Annotated in this window: 18 protein-coding genes; 8 read left to right on the top strand and 10 right to left on the bottom strand. The window is 47.0% G+C overall.

The features are described from left to right. Window positions 1-62 precede the first annotated feature (62 nt). Window positions 63-389, top strand: coding sequence for a winged helix-turn-helix transcriptional regulator (locus PJK55_RS11600; RefSeq protein ID WP_214790236.1), 327 nt, complete (start codon window positions 63-65; stop codon window positions 387-389). Window positions 390-452: 63 nt separating this feature from the next. After that, window positions 453-1460: a S66 family peptidase gene (locus tag PJK55_RS11595; RefSeq protein WP_271305921.1), complete on the top strand. Its 1008-nt coding sequence runs from the start codon at window positions 453-455 to the stop codon at window positions 1458-1460. Between the two features lie 4 nt (window positions 1461-1464). Here the strand turns inward: PJK55_RS11595 and PJK55_RS11590 are convergent, their stop codons facing one another. Next, window positions 1465-2655 (bottom strand): helix-turn-helix domain-containing protein, encoded by a 1191-nt coding sequence (locus PJK55_RS11590; RefSeq protein ID WP_271305920.1) that lies wholly within the window; start codon window positions 2653-2655, stop codon window positions 1465-1467. 110 nt (window positions 2656-2765) lie between these two features. Here PJK55_RS11590 and PJK55_RS11585 point away from each other — a divergent pair, with 110 nt between their 5' ends. Beyond that, a complete protein-coding gene (locus PJK55_RS11585; RefSeq protein WP_271305919.1) occupies window positions 2766-4019 on the top strand; it encodes an MFS transporter in 1254 nt (417 codons plus the stop codon). Between the two features lie 21 nt (window positions 4020-4040). Here PJK55_RS11585 and PJK55_RS11580 read toward each other — a convergent pair whose 3' ends face one another. The 4 genes from PJK55_RS11580 to PJK55_RS11565 form a co-directional block, all read right to left on the bottom strand. Continuing rightward, window positions 4041-4337, bottom strand: coding sequence for a DUF3817 domain-containing protein (locus PJK55_RS11580; RefSeq protein ID WP_271305918.1), 297 nt, complete (start codon window positions 4335-4337; stop codon window positions 4041-4043). Window positions 4338-4418: 81 nt separating this feature from the next. Next, the gene (locus PJK55_RS11575) at window positions 4419-4925 is read right to left on the bottom strand and encodes a DoxX family membrane protein (RefSeq protein WP_271305917.1); all 507 of its coding nucleotides are present in this window, start codon (window positions 4923-4925) and stop codon (window positions 4419-4421) included. Between the two features lie 178 nt (window positions 4926-5103). Beyond that, complete coding sequence (locus PJK55_RS11570) at window positions 5104-5517, bottom strand: pyridoxamine 5'-phosphate oxidase family protein (RefSeq protein ID WP_214760730.1); 414 nt, start codon at window positions 5515-5517, stop codon at window positions 5104-5106. A 117-nt stretch (window positions 5518-5634) separates the two neighbouring features. Continuing rightward, on the bottom strand, window positions 5635-5835 hold the full coding sequence (locus PJK55_RS11565) for a cold-shock protein (RefSeq protein WP_015880427.1): 201 nt from the start codon (window positions 5833-5835) through the stop codon (window positions 5635-5637). 261 nt (window positions 5836-6096) lie between these two features. On the opposite strand from PJK55_RS11565, the gene PJK55_RS11560 reads away from it, so the two are divergent. Next, window positions 6097-7695: a glycoside hydrolase family 55 protein gene (locus PJK55_RS11560; RefSeq protein ID WP_271305916.1), complete on the top strand. Its 1599-nt coding sequence runs from the start codon at window positions 6097-6099 to the stop codon at window positions 7693-7695. Here the strand turns inward: PJK55_RS11560 and PJK55_RS11555 are convergent. Beyond that, window positions 7659-8165: a flavodoxin domain-containing protein gene (locus PJK55_RS11555; RefSeq protein WP_271305915.1), complete on the bottom strand. Its 507-nt coding sequence runs from the start codon at window positions 8163-8165 to the stop codon at window positions 7659-7661. The two genes, PJK55_RS11560 and PJK55_RS11555, sit on opposite strands and share 37 nt — an antisense overlap. Window positions 8166-8268: 103 nt before the next feature. Next, complete coding sequence (locus tag PJK55_RS11550; protein ID WP_271305914.1) at window positions 8269-9918, bottom strand: glycoside hydrolase family 13 protein; 1650 nt, start codon at window positions 9916-9918, stop codon at window positions 8269-8271. Between the two features lie 124 nt (window positions 9919-10042). Here PJK55_RS11550 and PJK55_RS11545 point away from each other — a divergent pair, with 124 nt between their 5' ends. The 3 genes from PJK55_RS11545 (at window position 10043) to PJK55_RS11535 (ending at window position 13170) form a co-directional block, all read left to right on the top strand. Then, window positions 10043-10822, top strand: a complete 780-nt coding sequence (locus tag PJK55_RS11545; protein WP_271305913.1) for an AraC family transcriptional regulator — start codon at window positions 10043-10045, stop codon at window positions 10820-10822. An 88-nt stretch (window positions 10823-10910) separates the two neighbouring features. Beyond that, window positions 10911-12251 (top strand): copper amine oxidase, encoded by a 1341-nt coding sequence (locus tag PJK55_RS11540; RefSeq protein WP_271305912.1) that lies wholly within the window; start codon window positions 10911-10913, stop codon window positions 12249-12251. A gap of 19 nt (window positions 12252-12270) precedes the next feature. Beyond that, window positions 12271-13170 (top strand): class F sortase, encoded by a 900-nt coding sequence (locus PJK55_RS11535; RefSeq protein ID WP_271305911.1) that lies wholly within the window; start codon window positions 12271-12273, stop codon window positions 13168-13170. A gap of 49 nt (window positions 13171-13219) precedes the next feature. Here PJK55_RS11535 and PJK55_RS11530 read toward each other — a convergent pair whose 3' ends face one another. The 3 genes from PJK55_RS11530 to PJK55_RS11520 all read right to left on the bottom strand — a co-directional run bounded on the left by PJK55_RS11530 (window position 13220) and on the right by PJK55_RS11520 (window position 16759). Further along, window positions 13220-13927 carry an ABC transporter ATP-binding protein gene (locus tag PJK55_RS11530; RefSeq protein ID WP_214785559.1) on the bottom strand — a complete coding sequence of 236 codons (708 nt, stop codon included), beginning with the start codon at window positions 13925-13927 and terminating at the stop codon, window positions 13220-13222. Then, window positions 13927-15564: an ABC transporter permease gene (locus tag PJK55_RS11525; protein ID WP_214876232.1), complete on the bottom strand. Its 1638-nt coding sequence runs from the start codon at window positions 15562-15564 to the stop codon at window positions 13927-13929. Before PJK55_RS11525 ends, PJK55_RS11530 begins: the two co-directional genes overlap by 1 nt. A gap of 133 nt (window positions 15565-15697) precedes the next feature. Then, a complete protein-coding gene (locus tag PJK55_RS11520; RefSeq protein WP_214876230.1) occupies window positions 15698-16759 on the bottom strand; it encodes a Fe(3+) ABC transporter substrate-binding protein in 1062 nt (353 codons plus the stop codon). Window positions 16760-16987: 228 nt separating this feature from the next. Here PJK55_RS11520 and PJK55_RS11515 point away from each other — a divergent pair, with 228 nt between their 5' ends. After that, window positions 16988-17554: a TetR/AcrR family transcriptional regulator gene (locus PJK55_RS11515; protein ID WP_271305910.1), complete on the top strand. Its 567-nt coding sequence runs from the start codon at window positions 16988-16990 to the stop codon at window positions 17552-17554. The last annotated feature ends 8 nt before the right edge of the window (window positions 17555-17562 follow it).

Genomic DNA, 17562 nt, shown 5'->3' with positions numbered 1-17562 from the left:
AGAAGTAGGCACAAAAAGGTGGTATAGTTACTTCAACGATACTAATGGAAAGGAAGAACGATGTGACCAAGATAACAAGCTGCGAAGTCGATACGGCACTCGAACTGATTACAGGAAAATGGAAGCACTCCATCCTCCTCGTCCTGATCAATGGGGATACGTTACGCTTCAGTGAGTTGAAACGAGCGTTACCAAAGATCAGTCAAAAGATACTGACCGCACAACTCCGTGATTTAGAAGAACAAGATATCGTCATCCGGACCGTCTATCCAGAAGTCCCTCCCCGTGTCGATTATCGCTTAAGCGAGTATGGGAAAACACTGATCCCGATTCTCGAAGCGATGAACGAATGGGGAATGCGTCACGCGGAACGGATGCGCTCCAACTAGTTGTCCACATGTGGATAACCGTTTTAACCGATTTCATTTATCACTTATCCACAGGAGGTCATCATGATTCGTTATCCACAGTTCACCGGTCATCAAATCGGTGTCACCGCTCCCTCGTCAGGGATACCAACAGAATTACACCATTTATTGCATCAAGCGGAACAGAAGTTTTCCGATCGAGGGTTCACGTTGCAATTCACTCCGAATGCGTGGAAACAACGATTTGGAAAATCTGCTCCGGCTCGGGTGCGTGCACATGAACTGACATCCCTACTTCAAGATGACAATGTCGACTTGATCATCCCGCCCTGGGGTGGGGAACTCTTAATGGAAATCCTCGATCAAATCGATTGGCAATCCTTACCCGCGAAATGGATGCTCGGTTATTCGGATACGAGTTTGTTACTCTTCGTCTATACATTAAAAACCGGAATCGCCTCGGCCCATGGTCCGAACCTGGTCGATTTACGTGCCGATATTTGGGACGAAACGAGTTCACGCTGGCTCGATGTATTGTCAACGCGGGTCGACGAGACGGTCATCCAACGCTCGTCCGAGAAGTTCCAAAAAGAATGGCAGTTTGACAATCCGACGCCACATCTGTTTCATTTGACGGAAGCGACTGAATGGAAAGCAATCGGTGGTCAACACGCAACAGGTCGATTGCTCGGTGGATGTCTTGACGTGCTCTTACATACAATCGGGACACCGTATGGAGACGTTAAGACGTTCCAACACGAGCACCTGAATGATGAACCGATTCTTTGGTATTTTGAGAACGTCGAGATGAACGTTCCGGCATTAAAAAGGACCCTTCTTCAAATGAAGTGGGCCGGTTGGTTCAATCAGACGTCTGGTATTCTGTTCGGACGAAGTGATGCCCCATCAGTGCATCAAGACTATACGACCGAGATGGTGTATGAGGAGCTTCACCACATGTTAGAGGTTCCTATCTTTTTCGATATCGATTTCGGACACGTTCCGCCGCAAATGACGCTCGTCAATGGAGCACACGCTTCCGTCCAAGTCGAGCATGGTCAAGGGACATTGATTCAAACGTTCAAGGGCTGATTCGTCAGCCCTTGATTTGTTGTAGTAATAATTCTAAACGTTTGCGAAACAGTCCTTGCGGGAATTTCGCTACTTGTTCTTCGATGACCGATACCCAGTCGTCTCCGCATCCGTTCAGCGTTCCCCTTAATAAACCTTCGTAGTAAATCGCAATATCGACTAAACTATGTGCTTTCCACTCGTCTCTGTTTTCCCATAGTGCCAATAAACACTCTCTTCCTTTTTCCGATTCCCCTCGAAAAGCGTAGTACACACCTTTCGCCATCGAAATCCCCGCAATGAACGGCTCAATCTCTGTCGTGAGTGATTCCATCAACTTGACGTTTTCCCCTAACAGATCAATATGTCGATATTCCATCGCATAGAGCGCTTCGGAAAGTGCCACTTTGATTTCTGCCAAGCGGTCTTCCGTGAATTGAATGTATTGCTTCGCCTTTTGTAAAGACTCACCAACTTGCTTTTCATCGTTCAAATAGAGCGCACAAATCGAAATGGTGCGATACACGTCGTCCGCACGGTAGTAGATTCTTGTTCGTTTCATATACTCGAGCACGTCTTCAAGCTGTCGAATCGAATCTTCCAAATCCTCGTCACAAAGAAGGTTTTTAAATACAATCAACATGACATACTCAGTTCTCGTTTTCGTTTTCATATATTTCGCATCAAGAAGTTCGATCGCGTCAATCCGTTCAAGCGATTCTTCAAATCGATTCCACATCAATAAATAATAAGCCTGGCTGATTCGTCCCATTGCCAATTCCTCAGACTCACCTAGCTTCTCAAAAATTTCAATGGCACGATCGTAGTAGGTCAATACCTTCTCATTTTCTCCTTCTTGAAAGTACGTATCTCCATACAACATGTATGCTTTACCTTGCCACACGGAGTTCATTTCTTCTTTTAAGTATGGAGAAAGCATCTGTCGTATTTCTTGATCTGGCCGCGAAACGAGTGTCATTTCTTCATATTCTAACTGCTCGACCATCGTCTGTAGTTCAGCTTCTTTCGGGTCAGTCAATAACTGCTGCATCGACACATCTAACCGACTTGCGAGTTCTCGTAAGCTACGCATCGATGCCTCCGCTTTCCCATTTTCAATCATACTGAGCATCGATTTCGTGACGATCCCTTCCGCCAACTGCGTTTGGGTCATTTTCTTCTGTTTTCGTAACGTTTTAATTCGTTCACCAATCATATGCCACCTCTATAAGTTAAATTATATTGAACTTTATGTTTACATTTCACTCGATTGCCTTTATGATAATGTTAAATCACATTTAACTAATTTGCAAAGGAGTGTTCTCTATGAAATTCTTTTCTTCCAATTTATCGATTTTATTACTCGGTAAATTCATGTCACTGTTCGCATCCAACTTATTTACGTTCGTAGCAGGATTAACGGTGTTGACGACAACTGGATCTGGATTACAATTCGCATTTGTCTTACTGGCAGGCACATTGCCACGCGTTCTTTTGTCCCCATTTGCAGGCGCTTATGCGGACAAACTTGACCGAAAACGAGTCATTATCAAGATGGAGTCTTTGAATGGAGGATTATTTTTACTCGCAGGGATCGCAAGTTTGCTTTGGACGTTCGAAGCACCTGCCTTTTATGTCATCACATTCTTCCTATCCATCGTCTCCACCTTCTTATCGGTCACATTATCGAGTTCGATTCCACTGCTTTTTGAAGAGGAAGAGCTTCAACGTGCCAACTCCCTCATTCAGAGCATCATCTCCATCTCAAGTATCGGCACTCCGCTTCTTGCCGGAGCACTGTTTAAACTCATACCGATTCCAGCTTTTTTATTCAGCTCAGCCCTATTCTTCATGATTGCCGCCTTGCTTGCTTCTCGACTCACATTTCATCAGAAAGAGATTGCTCCAACCGAACAATCCACTTGGGAAGATGTACGGTCTGGTCTCTCTTATTTGAAGCAGCAACGCGTTTTATGGACAGTCGCCGTTCTAGCTGCCTTCTTGAACTTCTTTTTCGTCGCGACAGAAGTGTTGTTCCCGATAGCCGCTTTACAAGAGGTTGGCGTGTCTCCGTTTCAGTTTGGACTACTTGAAAGCATGGTTGCCATTGGATTCTTAATCGCTTCTTTACTTCACGCCTTGCCACTATTTAAAATCAAACATCGCCTGTCGACCATGCGATCTGCACTGACCATACTCAGTGTTCTATTTGTCGGCCCTGCCATTCCATTATATTTGAACTTCAACGTCCTCACTTCGATTTTCTTTTTCGCAATGTTCGCCTTATTGAGTGGTTTCTTTATCGTACGTGTCAACATTCCGATTCAATTGCTCCTTCAAACGAATACGGATCCGAATTATTTAGGTCGCGTCATCGGTGTACTCGAGTCACTTGCGATGGGCATCACGCCAATCGGTTTTATTCTATTCGGGGTATTGAGTGATCTCGTGCCAGTCGCACATCTATACACTGCATGTATGATTGGCCTACTCCTATGTACATTCACACTCACCTATCGGATTCGCCATGACATCCAAGCGGAACGAGCAGCAGCTCAGTCCATTGAACGAGCGTCTTAACAAAAAAAGACATCGAACAAATCAGTTCGATGTCTTCTCTGTTGACGGGAGTACCCGTTTTTCTAATAAAAATGGTCCGAATGGGATGACAGATGCCATGACGGCAAGCGTCAGTACTTTGAATCCCCATCCGTAACGCCATGCCATATACATCGCAGCCAAGACGTATGCCACGAATAAGAATCCGTGTGCTGCGCCGACGATGCTGACGGCGAGCGGCATCCCTGCCAAATACTTCAGTGGCATCGCGATAAACAGTAACAACAAGAAGGATACGCCTTCTGTGTAGCCAATCCATTTAAAATGAGTCGTGTTCATAATCGTTCTCCTTTTTGACTTGTAGGCTATGTCTATCGTAGCCGAAAGGTGAGCGATTTGTCACAGGAGAGTGCACAAAAGTTACGAAGCTATTTGACGATTTGGTGAACGATGCAATACTTTCGTTTCGACGAAGGTGCGAAGGAACAAACCGTCGACCCCGATTTTCCCTGCGTTATGTCCAGCAACCAAAATCAATACAGAGACAATCAACATCGTTGGGTTCGTACTGACCGTTCCTGAGAGCAAGAAAGCCATGTTCATGACAAGACCGAAGAACGCCGCGCTACGTGTGAGTGCACCGAGCAATAACCCTAACCCGACCAAAAATTCACCATAAGGAATGAGGATATCGAACAATCCAGCGTTTGGAATCGCAACGTTTTCTAAGAATGCAGCCCACCATCCTGCGACAGCTGGATGTTCTCCAGTCGCGAGTGTCACCGCGTTGTTTAAGAATCCTTCCGTTCCAAAGCCACCTGTGATTTTACCCCAACCTGCTGTTAACCAATGATAACCGAGCCATACACGTAACACCGTCAAGATTGCCGTAGCGATGTTATGATTTTGCCAAAATTTCGTGAACATGATGATTCCTCCCTTTCAAGAAATTGAATAAATGAATAATGTGATTACATTCACAATATACCATCTATGTTCACTATTTCACATATGTATTTTTGTTTGTTCATGATTCGTCCATATGTACGTCACACTCTATTCATATCCATCAAAAAGACGCCTACTTGAGGCGCCTTTGAGGATTTTACAAGGTCACTTCTTGAGGTGGCTGACCTTTCTTGTTCATCACACGCATCGATTCCGGCTCGATTTTGAGGATGACAAGCTTCGGATCGTCTGGTCCATCAAACCAGCCTTCGAGTTTGTCGTTCCACACTTTTTCTTTCATCGATTCATCATCTGACACAGTCGCTTTCCCTAAAATTTCTAAGTATGTGTCGCCGACCCCATCGCCATCATAACCAATCAAAATATGCGTATATGGATTCTTCTCTAATTCCTCCACCTTATCTGTATCGTTCGAGGTTGCTGTATAGAGTGTGAAATCATCATGGAAAAATGTCATGTAACGACTATGTGGCTTCACCTTATATACGGTCGCCATCGTCCCTACATTACTTGAATCTAGAATCTTTAATGCTGTTTCTTTTGCACTCATTCCGAATTCCTCCTTCATGGTTTGTCGCTCGTATACTGTTCCCTCAAACCACACGATTAAACACAAAAAAACCTGCTCGCCGATGCGAGCAGGTATCATATTCCTTAGAAAGGAAGATTAGATTTTTTCAACGTTAGAAGCTTGTGGTCCACGAGCTCCGTCTGTGATTTCGAAAGTTACTTCTTGGCCTTCTTCAAGTGTTTTGAAGCCGTCGCCTTGGATTGCTGAGAAGTGTACGAATACGTCGTCTCCGCCTTCCATTTCGATGAAGCCGTAACCTTTTTCTGAGTTAAACCATTTTACTTTACCTGTGTTCATGAATGAACCCTCCTGAAATAAACGCTATGCGTTATAGTAGTGCCTTACTAGAAAAAACTTGACCAAAAAAAATACAAGCCTCTGGATTATCTAATGAAAAATAATCCCAAGCACTTGTGAATTATGATTCCAGCTATTCTTAATTAAGCACATATTGAATATAACACGACTAGATGCTTCTGTCTAGTAAATACTTCTGATTGCTAAAAAACAAGGCGAAACGGGTACATGCTAGAGAAGATGATGCGAGGAGGATTTATTATGAAAAATGCAAAGGACCCGCAATCAATCGCTTCGATGATTGCCTCATATTCTGATTGGTCGGAAGAAGACCTCATCCAGCGAACACTCGAATGGCACCGCTCCACGCGCGAGACATCTTACTCAGAGCAGCAACAATCCATCCCTTGCCGAATTCCAATGACTGAGCGCATTACGCCTGTTCAAACGTCACTCCCGCTCGAACAAATGGACGGAATGGTTCGTCCTGTTTGGATGCGCCGCCTCGATGCGGAATATTTGAACCTAATGCAGGTCACAAAACAACGTGTTGATGTGACAGACTATGGCGCCGTCGGGGACGGACAAACGGATTGCACGCTCGCTTTTCGTCTCGCCCTCCGCTCGAACCGCCGCGTCTTTGTCCCGGCAGGTGTGTATATCGTTCGGGGCATTCGCCTTCCTTCGAACTGCGTGTTAGAAGGTGCCGGACAGGACGTCACCATTCTAAAACTATCGGATCGTGCGCCAAAGCATCGAAGACTGTTACGAAACGCCACCCCATTTGCGGGAAACCATCATATCGAGGTATGTCACCTGACACTCGATTGGAACGTCGCACGATTAGGCGATGTGAAACGAACGACGAGCGGTGACACGACATCGAGTGCCCTGACGTTTGCGCATGTGACGTATGGTTGGGTGCATCATGTGACGGCTAAAAATGCCGGTCTTCATGCGTTCGACATCACGTCTCCACACTATCATTACTTAGGGGATGGACTGCGAGCCGCAAACGGCAGTCGGTATATTCATCTTGATCATCTCGAGGCGACGAACTATGGGGATGACGGAATCACGACACACCATAGCGATGCCATTTATATCACTGATTGTTATTGTCATCACCCTCATGGCCGAACACACGCCCTCGGATTCTCAAACTCGAATGGCATTGAGATCGACGATGGATCGCGGCACGTCACACTCGTGAATAACAAAAGTGAAGGATGTTTTGGCGGAATCGAAGTAAAAGCACATGGAACTTCGTCAGCAGCTCATGACGTTCATATTTTTGGACACCTTTCACTTCATGACAATCGCTCATTTAATTTCCGTCACATCGGTCATCATTTAGCAGACGATCCCGATTCGACGACAGCACGCTTTCTATCTGGTACGAATTTAGTATCCGTCGAACCGGTTCGAAGCTCGCTATACGCGAAATCCTCTCCACGAAGCCTGGTCGTATCGGCCTATCAAGACGTCTTGATTCATGGATTGACCGCGATTGGTGATCCGACTTACGATTATGAAAAACATCCGGCACTGGCGGTTCAATACAAGTCTCGACGCGTTCAATTACATCGCATCTCCGTTCGTGGATTTACAACCTCGAGAGCTGATCTCGAACTGTTCGGAGGGGATAATCGGACCGATGAAGTGACCATCGAAAACTTACGATGCCATGAATCTGCGCCAATCGCGTTAAGAATAGGACGTCAACTGGAGAAGATTGCACTTCATCACATCGAAGGACAGAAAAAAAGCGGAGATGTACTCATCTCCACGAAAAGTCCAATCGATGTGAAAGACATACTTGCTTACGGATTCTCGGACCGAGTGCGTTCGGACGTTTGAGCCGCCTCGACAAGCCGATCCAGTTTGTCCTCATCGAGTTCAAGCGAGCTTTCTTTCTGTTTGGCCATCATGCGGACGATCGCTTTGTCTAAAAAGCCCATTCGTTCAAAGTCATACCCACTTCCGACGACTTCGACGAAATAAGCATGTTCGCGCAACTTGTCACGATAAGCTTCTTCTAGCTCACGAATCCGCTCCGACTCTGTCGGTGTCCCAGCACACAAATATAGAGCGAGAGGATGCTCCAGCAAGTGTGCCTCATGAAGCGACAACCATTCCTTCATCTCGTCCTGGATGGTACCCATCCGAATCGAACTGCCGACGATGACGTGATCCACCGTCTCCCACATGACGTTCGGCTCTTCTACGATATTTTGGACATGAACGTCTCCCGATAACCGTTCAGCGAGTAAAGACGCCACTTTTTCACTCGTTCCATATCTGGAAGAGTACGCGATTAAAGTACCCATGTCGTTCCCTCTTTTCATGTCAGACGTTACTTACACTATTCCCGAATCATCGAGAGAAGATACGTGACCGCTCAAAAAAGCTCGCCGTCTGGCGAGCTTTTCGTCACAGTTTATACACTTGTGCTTCGTAAGGACGAAGGGTGAACGGTTCAATCGGTTCCATGTTTCCGATGACGCGTTCTTTTACGTCATACGGTAAGTCACGTTGTTGTGTGTCAGCTGAGAAGTTACAGAGCACGAGCCATGTCTCTCCTTCGAACGAACGTGTGAACGCATAGATTGCCTCATCTTCCGGTAACAACAGCTCATACTTTCCATAGACAACGAGCGGATTGGCTTTACGGAGCGCAATTAATTGACGGTAGTAATGGAAGAGCGAATTCGGGTCTTTTCGTGCCGCTTCCGCATTGATGTCGACATAGTTCGGGTTGACCCCAATCCATGGTGTCCCTGTCGTGAAGCCACCATGTGCTTCGTCCGACCACTGTACCGGCGTTCGTGAATTGTCACGTCCTCGCTCATGAATTCCACGGAAAATCTCATCGTGCGTCAACAACCCTTTTGATGTGTAGTCACGGTAGGCGTTTAACGTTTCGATATCTCGGTACTGATCAATCGAATCAAACGCGACGTTTGTCATCCCGAACTCTTCCCCTTGATAAATATAAGGTGTCCCTTTCAATAGATGAAGAAGTGTCGCAAGCATCTTCCCGGAACGGACGCGATATTCCGGAGAGTCGTTCCCGAAGCGCGAGATGGCACGGGGCTGATCATGATTACTCCAATACAGGCTGTTCCACCCTTCTTCTTCTAGTCCTTCTTGCCAACGCGAGAAGATCGTCTTCAACTCTGTGAGTTTCCAGTCCGTCGGATTCCATTTTCCGAAGCTGCCGTTCCCGACGTCTACATGCTCAAAATGAAAGACCATGTTCAGTTCGTTACGGTCTTCCCCTGTATACAATTTCGCTTCTTCCACACTGACCCCTGGCATCTCACCGACCGTGATCGTGTCGTATTTCGATAAGACTTCTTGATTCATCTCTTGCATGAATTCATGGATACGTGGCCCGTTAAAGAAGAATGGCGTGCCGTCACCGTAACCTGTTCCTTGCGTTTGACCATCCGGATAACTCGGGTCTTTCGAGATCATATTGATCACGTCCATCCGGAACCCATCGACCCCTTTATCGAGCCAATACGTCATGAGATCGTACACTTCACGACGAAGCGTCTCGCTTTCCCAGTTCAAATCCGGTTGTTTCTTACTGAATAGGTGAAGGTAGTACTCATCGCTCGCTTCGTCATACTGCCAAGCGCTGCCGCCGAAGAAAGCTCCCCAGTTCGTCGGTGGCTGACCGTCTTTTCCTTTTTTCCAAATATAGTAGTCACGATACGGACTCTCTTTTGAAGAGCGTGACTCCATGAACCACTGGTGTTCGTCAGAAGAGTGGTTGACGACGAGATCCATCATGATTTTAATCCCGTGACGGTGTGCTTCCTCAAGCATCGCATCAAAGTCGTCCATCGTACCGAACTCGTCCATGATGGCACGATAATCACGAATGTCGTATCCATTGTCATCGTTCGGCGAATCGTATACCGGCGAGAGCCAGATGACATCGATCCCGAGTTCTGCCAAGTAAGACATCTTCTCCGTAATCCCTTGGATGTCACCAATTCCGTCCCCGTTCGAATCATTGAAGCTCCGTGGATAAATTTGATACACGACTGATTCTTTCCACCATTGTTTCATGTTACATCCTCCTTGAAAGTTCATTTCCGTTTCAACGCTTTCATCGTACTGTCTTCAAGGATTCATGACCATCCATGATATGATTAGGATATGTACAATTTTGCTATAAAATGAGGAGACTATTATGGAAATCGGCTTTTGTGGCTATTCGTATCATACAACGACCTACACTTTTCCGTTCGCTAACTTACTCGATACGTATCTGATTCGCTTACAGACAGAGGGGACGGCTCGGATTGTGGTTAATGGGGAAATGATGATCACACGACCTGGTGACGTATTGATTGTCCGTCCGGGTGACTTCTATGAAATGCACGTCGATACACCTGCGAGCGGAGACTATCATATCTTTTGCTCCGGACATGCGATGGATACATGGTGGCATGCGACGCCACGGGAGCGAATGTATGCCATCACCATCGATTCCCGCCTACTTTCGCTATGGCAACACATTACAGAGGAAGTGCGCCGTCCACCATCTGAACAAAGTGCCGTACTAATTGAAACTCTCGTCAAAGCGCTTCTACTCATGCTGGATCGTTCGATTCAAGATGTGCATTCCCAGGCGCGACCTCCAGTCGTCTCTCGTATGATGCGCTTTATCGAATCGCACGTCACGAGTGACTTCAAAGTGGCCGACGTCTCCGCAGCGGTCGGACTCAGCGTTTCACGAACCGTTCATCTCTTTAAAGAAGAGACTGGGATGACGATCATCGAATATGCACAATCGATTCGCTTACAGCTTGCCGAAGAGCAAATGCGCTATACAAAACATTCGTTAGAAACGATTGCAGAACTGTCTGGATTTCGAAGTTATCCATATTTCCACAGAATTTTTAAACGGAAATATGGCGTAGCACCAGGGGTTTATCGCACTCTTCAACAAAAAAACGAAAAAAAATAAAAAAAGAGTGATCCATTTTTTGAACCGCTCCGTTAGATGGGTGTAAATAACGACAACAACACTCACTTACGAAAAGGAGCGATTACACATGAAGAAGAAGACGTTAAACAAAATCGTAGCACCGGCACTAGCCTTAGGACTACTCGTACCGGTCAACGCACAGGCAGCGGATCACACACCGACAGCAAGCACACCAGCAGGTGACCTTCGCGCCACACTCGATCAACTCTTATCTGAGCACTACGTATTAGCGGTCACATCGATGATGAAAGGATACGACGAGGCAGCAGATGCTGAGGTCGCGGATCAAGCACTCGATCAAAACGCGCTCGACATGACACCAGCTATCGCTTCCATCTACGGTGAAGAAGGTGCTGCACAATTTGAAGACATCTTCCGTGGCCATAACGACTATTCAGATGATTTCGTAGAAGCTGCAAAATCAGACAACCAAGAACTACGCATGGAAGCTGAAGCTGAAGTCGATGAGTTCGTAGAAGAATTCTCAACATTCCTCGATGCAGCGACAGAAGGTAACTTACCGAAAGAAGCGGCAGCAGATGCACTTGAACTTCATGAAGACCAAGTCCTCTCTGTATTCGATAACTATGTCGAAGGAGATTACGAAGAAGCTTACATGACGTTCCGTGAAGGCTACAAGCACATGTTCAACATCAGTAAAGCCCTCTCAGGTGCAATCGTCACACAAATGCCTGACAAATTCACGACTGGAGCAGATACACCAGCTGTTGAACTCCGCTCAACATTGAACAGTCTTGCAGGTGAGCACTTCGCCCTCGCTGCAATCGGTATGCAAAAAGGATATGACCAAGCAGAGGACTATGACTACGTCACATGGGCAGAAGATCAGAATACACTCGACTTCAAAGCGGCTATCGCATCTGTATACGGTGACGAAGGTGCTGCACAGTTCGAAAAAGTCTGGAACTCAGATCACATCACAGCACAAGGTGATATCGTAGCTGCTACACTTGAAGGTGACGAAGCGAAAATCGAAGAAGCACGTATGAAACTCGACCAATTCGCTGTCGACTTCAGCACATTCCTCGATGCAGCAACAGAAGGTAACTTGCCACAAGCTGCTGGTGAAGAAGCCATCAAACAGCATGAGACACTCGTACTCGACACATTCGATCAATATGTCGCAGGCGATGCAGAAGCTGCTTGGATGTCATTCCGTGAAGGATATGCGTTCATGTTCGGTGTTGGTGAAACACTCGGTAACGCGATCGTGACACAAATGCCTGACAAGTTTGAAGAAACAATGATGCCTGAAGAGATGCCTGAAACAGGTCTCGGTGGTGCACAAGAACAATCAATGAACACGCTCTACGCTGGATTAGCTGTACTTGGCGGAATCTTACTCGCCTTCGTAACGCTTCGCAAACGTAAAGTGTCTGAACAATAATCAATAAGGAGGGAGCCCCATGAACAAGCGCCATTTGTTTCTGGCGCTCTCTCTCTTTTGTTTTAGCTTCTGGACGTGGACGAGCGCCCAAGAATCGTCGTCACCACCTGTAGAAGAAAAACAAATAGAGGAGAGCCCGGATTTAACGGCTGAATTCTCACTTCTACAGGAAGAGGTGAAGAAGTTACGATTAGCGGAGGAAGAAGAAAACGCGAAGGCCGTCACCCCCGTTCAAATCCAAATTCCGAAAATCGATGTCGATACCGCCATCGAACAAGTCGGGGTACTGGAAAACGGACAGATGGGTGTTCCAGAAGATGAAAATCAGGTCGGGTGGTTCGAACCCGGTGTCACACCGGGAAGTAAAGGGAATGCCGTGATCGCCGGTCACGTCGACAGCAAGACCGGCCCGGCCGTCTTTTATCAACTCGATCAACTTAAAGAAGGCGATGACGTTCTGATTCTAGACGAAGCCGGAAACACACTTCGGTTCCGCGTCACAAAAACAGAACGCTATGATACGAAAACCGCGCCAATCGAAGAGATTTTCGGTGCCACATCAAATCGCAATTTAAATTTGATCACCTGTTCGGGTACGTTCGGGGACGGGGGCTATGATGAACGATTCGTCGTGTATACAGAGCTAGTGGATACCGAACTGAACGAAACTGTCGATCTCGAGATCCCAACGGCAGTCGAGCGACAAGGAAACTTGTTAACCTGGCACGCCGTGCGTCAAGAGAGCGTGATCGGATATCGCATCTATGAAGTCGTCGACGGAAAAGCGACTCATATCGAAAGCGTCCCATCCCATGCACGAAAGAGTATCGAAGTTGCAAGTAAAACAGGTGTTTCTTATTATGTGACTGCGATTGACCAGCTTGGAAATGAGTCGAAACCTTCCGAGATGACCAAATGACAAAAGACCCCTTACTCACTTCTAATGTGTGAATAAGGGGTCTTCTCTGTTATACAAAGCAAGGAATCTGCGGGTTGAATGTCTTGTTGTTCTCCGTCATGACTTGCTTTTTAATTTTGCCTTCTCCGAGGTAGACGATGCGGTCAGCAAGTGCCTCTGCATCTTCCTCGTCGTGTGTCACGAAGATCGTCGTCGTACCTGTCTGCTTCAAGAGACGACGCAAATCGTCACGAATCCGATGTTGAAGTGACGTGTCGAGGTTACTGAATGGTTCGTCTAGAATCAACAGTGCTGGTTTCGGTGCGAGTGCACGCGCGAGCGCGACACGCTGTTGTTGTCCCCCACTGAGTTCGTACGGGTAACGGTGACGGAACTCCGCCAAGTTGACGAGCGCGAGCATCTCTTCGACACGCGCATTCCGTTCCTTCCGGCTTAGTTTATGAAGACCGAACCGAATGTTCTTTTCAACGGTCATGTGTGGGAAGAGTGCGTAATCTTGGAAGACCATCCCGACGCCACGATCTTCTGGTGGCATGAACTGACAATCGTCGCAACAGACGCAGTCGTTCACGACGACGACGCCCTGGTTCGGCATCTCGAGCCCTGCGATCAATCGGAGAATCGTACTTTTCCCAGAACCGCTGTCCCCAAGAAGCGAGACAATTTCACCTTTTGTGATCGAAATCGAGAACCCTTTGATGGTCTCTTCATGTGCACCTTTATAGCTAAAATGTAAATCGTTGATTTGAACGAACATTAGTCGGCCTCCTTATCAAGCACCTTGTGGGAAACGAATATCAACAGTCCACTCATGAGGACGATGACGATAGAAGCGAGTGCCGCTTCGTGAATCTTCTCATCACTCACGTATTTGAACGCTTGTGTCGCAAGCGTCGAAAAGTTAAATGGTTGTAAAAAGAGCGTCAAAGGCAACTCTTTCATAATATCAATAAAGACGAGGATAAATGCGCTCATGATGGCGCCTTTGATCATCGGGATATCCACGCGGAAGAACGTTTGGACCGTGTTCCATCCGAGCATGCGGGATGCTTCCGTGAACGATTTCCCGACCTTCTCGAACCCGCTCTCAATCGAGTTGTAGCCGATGGCGAGGAAGCGGATGACGTAGGCAAAGATGAGCATGATGAGCGTCGTCCGAAACACGAACGTCTGACTCAAGTCGAGCGCCTTAGCCATGTCGAGCACTTTGCCATCGAGCCATAAGAAAAGCGTGATGACCGCAATCGCGATCGCTGCCCCCGGAATCGAATACCCAAGCGTCGTCACCTTTGAAATGACGCGTGTCATGTTCGACGGGAAGAGCCGCGTGTAATTCGCAATGATGAGTGCGAACAACAGGATGATCACTGTCGCGATAAAGGCGACACGCACCGTATTCCAAACGAGTTGCCAAAATTCCTCTGTGAAGACCGTATCGAACGTCAGGAACGTCCAGGCCGTCAACTGCGTGAACGGAATGACGAATGCGATGGCAAAGATGATGGAGACATAAGCGAATACCGCGTAGCGATGCCAGCCTTGAAGCGGTCTCGGTTTGAGCGGTTTCACTTTCGTTGAAGCGTAACTGAATTGCTTCCGTCCTCGCACGAGTCGCTCCATCGTCAAAATGGCGATGACGAGAATCATGAGAGTACCCGCCAGCTTCAGCGCCGACGACGTGTCTTTCATCCCGAACCATGTGCTAAAAATAGCGGTACTGAACGTCTGGATCCCGAAATATTTCACGACGCCATAGTCGTTGAGTACTTCCATCAAGACGAGACTGACACCGCCGATGATGGCGACTCGGGAAATCGGAATGACGACGGTGAAGAAAATATCCCACGACCCACGACCGAGGATCCGTGCGTTCTCAATCATCGAGGACGATTGGTTATGCAGGAACGCTCGTGTGATCGTATAAATGTATGGATAGAGGAACAAGGTGAAAATAAACACCGTCCCTTGAATCGACATAATATTGAAGTACGACTGATCGACAGTAATCCCGAACTGATTCCGTAGCGTCGTTTGGATCACTCCCGTGTAATTTAAAATGCCATGATACGTATACGCCCCGATATAAGGCGGAATCGCGAGCGGCAAGATGAGTGCCCATTTAAAGAAGCGACGGAACGGAAAATCATAGACGGTCACGAACCAGGCGAGGCTCGTTCCAATCACCGTCGTCAAGAGACCAGTAGCCACCATGATGAACAACGTGTTCCGTACATAACGGGGCAACAAATACTCTTGAATATGCTGCCAGTTGTCATTGACTGGCGCAAATAATTCCACGAGCACGACAATCCCCGGCAAGACGATCAATAAAATCGCGAGAAAGCTTAGGATCGCCCATCCATTCAGTTGTCGTTTTACCGCGTGCCAGTTCATGTCGTACCGCTCCCGTTCTGTAAACAATCAATTCCTGTCCCATCATATCAGTTTCTACGCATTCCGTGTAGCGCTTAGGGTGTATGAAACGCAAAAACCTCCGGCCTGAACTCTCGTTCAAGCCGAAGTCATCTTACTTCCAACCTACTTCGTTAAAGATGCGGATTGCTTCTTGTTGGTTTTCTCCAAGTGCAGAGAGGTTAATGTCTTGCTCTTTGAACTCGCCCCATGATTGAAGAAGCTCATTCGGCTCAACCGACTCGTTGACTGGGTATTCGTAGTTCACACTCGCAAATTTCTCTTGAGCTGACGGCTCTGACATGAACTCCATCAATTTCTGAGCATTTTCTGTATTCTTCGACGCTTTCGTCATCGCGATACCAGAAATGTTCACGTGTGTGCCTGTCGTATCTTGGTTCGGGAAGAAGACACCGAGCTGTTCAGCGACTTTCTTCTCTTCTTCGTCTTCAGAATTCAACATGAGCCCCATGTAGTACGTGTTCATGATGGCCACGTCTCCTTCACCGGCGACGACCGCTTTCGCTTGGTCACGGTCGTTCCCTTGTGGGTCGCGTGCCATGTTGTTCACTAAGCCCTTCGCCCACTCTTTCGCTTCATCGACACCGTTCACTTCGATGAACGATGCGAGGAGTGAGATATTGTACATGTTTTCAGATGGACGGACGAGTACTTTGCCGTTCCACTGTTCTTCTGTCAACGCTTCGTACGTCGACAAATCTTCTGGTTTCACGCGATCTTTTGAGTACACGATGACACGTGCACGTTTCGTCAAACCGAACCATTCGTTGTCCGTGTCACGATATTTCGCAGGGATGTTTGACTCAAGCTCATCGCTATCGACCGCTTGGAGATGTCCTGCTTCTTTTGCTTGATACAAGTTCCCGGCATCTGCCGTAATGAAGAGGTCAGCCTCTGTGCTTTCGCCTTCAGTGTTTAAACGCTCGAGAAGTTCGTCACTCTTACCTTCCACGACGTTTACCTTGATACCAGTTTCTTCTTCAAACTGTTTATATAACTGTTGATCGACATCGTAGTGGCGACTCGAGTAAACATTGACGACGTTCGAATCGTCCGAGCCTTCATTTGAAGTTGTTTCATCTGTGCTTGCGCAAGCGGCAAGGAGCGATGTCGTTAGTGCTGCTGAAATTCCTAAAGCTGCATATTTTTTGTTCATCTGTCATTCCCCCACGTTCAATGATTTCTCTCTCTGGTAATGATAATTACTCTCAGTACCTATCATCACTGATAATCATTCTCACGTCAAGGGTTTTCTGCAATCGCTATCAATAAGTATGCTTAATTTGTGACAGTTTTGAGGGCATCATTTCTTGACTTCAAAAGAATACAGACGATATAGTGAAATCAAACAAACCGTCTGGTCGGTACAGAAAGGGGTGAAGGTATGACAAACCGATCGAACGTCACGAAACAAAAACTACTCGACGCGGCAACAGACATCATCATGAATCAAGGTGTGCATCAACTTACATTAGATGAAGTCGCCAAAACAGCGGGCGTTTCAAAAGGTGGACTTCTTTATCACTACGCCTCAAAAGAAGCGTTGCTGACCGCTATGGTTGAACGGTTACAGCAAGAACAAAACGAGTTGTATGCTTCGTTGCAACAAGAGGGTCATGGACCTATTGAAGCATTCGTTCGTCTATTTGATGAAACGAAGTTACACCCTGAGAAAGCAGCCATCCAAATCGACGTCGAGAAAATGATCGCATTTCTCACACTGTTTGCCGTCGACCAAGAGTATGCGAATCGATGGAAGCATGATTTAGATACGTTTTTCGAACAGTTCCAACAAACAGCCGATCCGGTTGAAACGATGATCATTCGTTATGCACTCGAAGGTATGATGATGTCAGAACATTTCGGTGTCGGTGTTCCCCCTGCCGAACTCAAACAAGCGATCATCGCCCGCTTGATTGAACGAGCGCACGCCATCGACAGCCAGTCATAAAAACAACA

The sequence above is a fragment of the Exiguobacterium sp. MMG028 genome, from assembly GCF_027947425.1.
Classification (GTDB): Bacteria; Bacillota; Bacilli; order Exiguobacteriales; family Exiguobacteriaceae; genus Exiguobacterium; species Exiguobacterium aestuarii_A.
Note: the sequence above shows the minus strand (reverse complement) of the source record. Positions and strands in the feature narration are given on the sequence as shown.

Bases quoted from the DNA above. Each gene is read 5' to 3' on its own strand.
- PJK55_RS11535 (WP_271305911.1), top strand. From the start codon at position 12,271: ATGAACAAGCGCCATTTGTTTCTGGCGCTCTCTCTCTTTTGTTTTAGC.
- PJK55_RS11560 (WP_271305916.1), top strand. From the start codon at position 6,097: ATGAAAAATGCAAAGGACCCGCAATCAATCGCTTCGATGATTGCCTCA.
- PJK55_RS11580 (WP_271305918.1), bottom strand. From the start codon at position 4,337: ATGAACACGACTCATTTTAAATGGATTGGCTACACAGAAGGCGTATCC.
- PJK55_RS11525 (WP_214876232.1), bottom strand. From the start codon at position 15,564: ATGAACTGGCACGCGGTAAAACGACAACTGAATGGATGGGCGATCCTA.
- PJK55_RS11520 (WP_214876230.1), bottom strand. From the start codon at position 16,759: ATGAACAAAAAATATGCAGCTTTAGGAATTTCAGCAGCACTAACGACA.
- PJK55_RS11585 (WP_271305919.1), top strand. From the start codon at position 2,766: ATGAAATTCTTTTCTTCCAATTTATCGATTTTATTACTCGGTAAATTC.
- PJK55_RS11540 (WP_271305912.1), top strand. From the start codon at position 10,911: ATGAAGAAGAAGACGTTAAACAAAATCGTAGCACCGGCACTAGCCTTA.
- PJK55_RS11590 (WP_271305920.1), bottom strand. From the start codon at position 2,655: ATGATTGGTGAACGAATTAAAACGTTACGAAAACAGAAGAAAATGACC.
- PJK55_RS11575 (WP_271305917.1), bottom strand. From the start codon at position 4,925: ATGTTCACGAAATTTTGGCAAAATCATAACATCGCTACGGCAATCTTG.
- PJK55_RS11595 (WP_271305921.1), top strand. From the start codon at position 453: ATGATTCGTTATCCACAGTTCACCGGTCATCAAATCGGTGTCACCGCT.
- PJK55_RS11570 (WP_214760730.1), bottom strand. From the start codon at position 5,517: ATGAGTGCAAAAGAAACAGCATTAAAGATTCTAGATTCAAGTAATGTA.
- PJK55_RS11550 (WP_271305914.1), bottom strand. From the start codon at position 9,918: ATGAAACAATGGTGGAAAGAATCAGTCGTGTATCAAATTTATCCACGG.
- PJK55_RS11530 (WP_214785559.1), bottom strand. From the start codon at position 13,927: ATGTTCGTTCAAATCAACGATTTACATTTTAGCTATAAAGGTGCACAT.
- PJK55_RS11555 (WP_271305915.1), bottom strand. From the start codon at position 8,165: ATGGGTACTTTAATCGCGTACTCTTCCAGATATGGAACGAGTGAAAAA.
- PJK55_RS11565 (WP_015880427.1), bottom strand. From the start codon at position 5,835: ATGAACACAGGTAAAGTAAAATGGTTTAACTCAGAAAAAGGTTACGGC.
- PJK55_RS11515 (WP_271305910.1), top strand. From the start codon at position 16,988: ATGACAAACCGATCGAACGTCACGAAACAAAAACTACTCGACGCGGCA.
- PJK55_RS11545 (WP_271305913.1), top strand. From the start codon at position 10,043: ATGGAAATCGGCTTTTGTGGCTATTCGTATCATACAACGACCTACACT.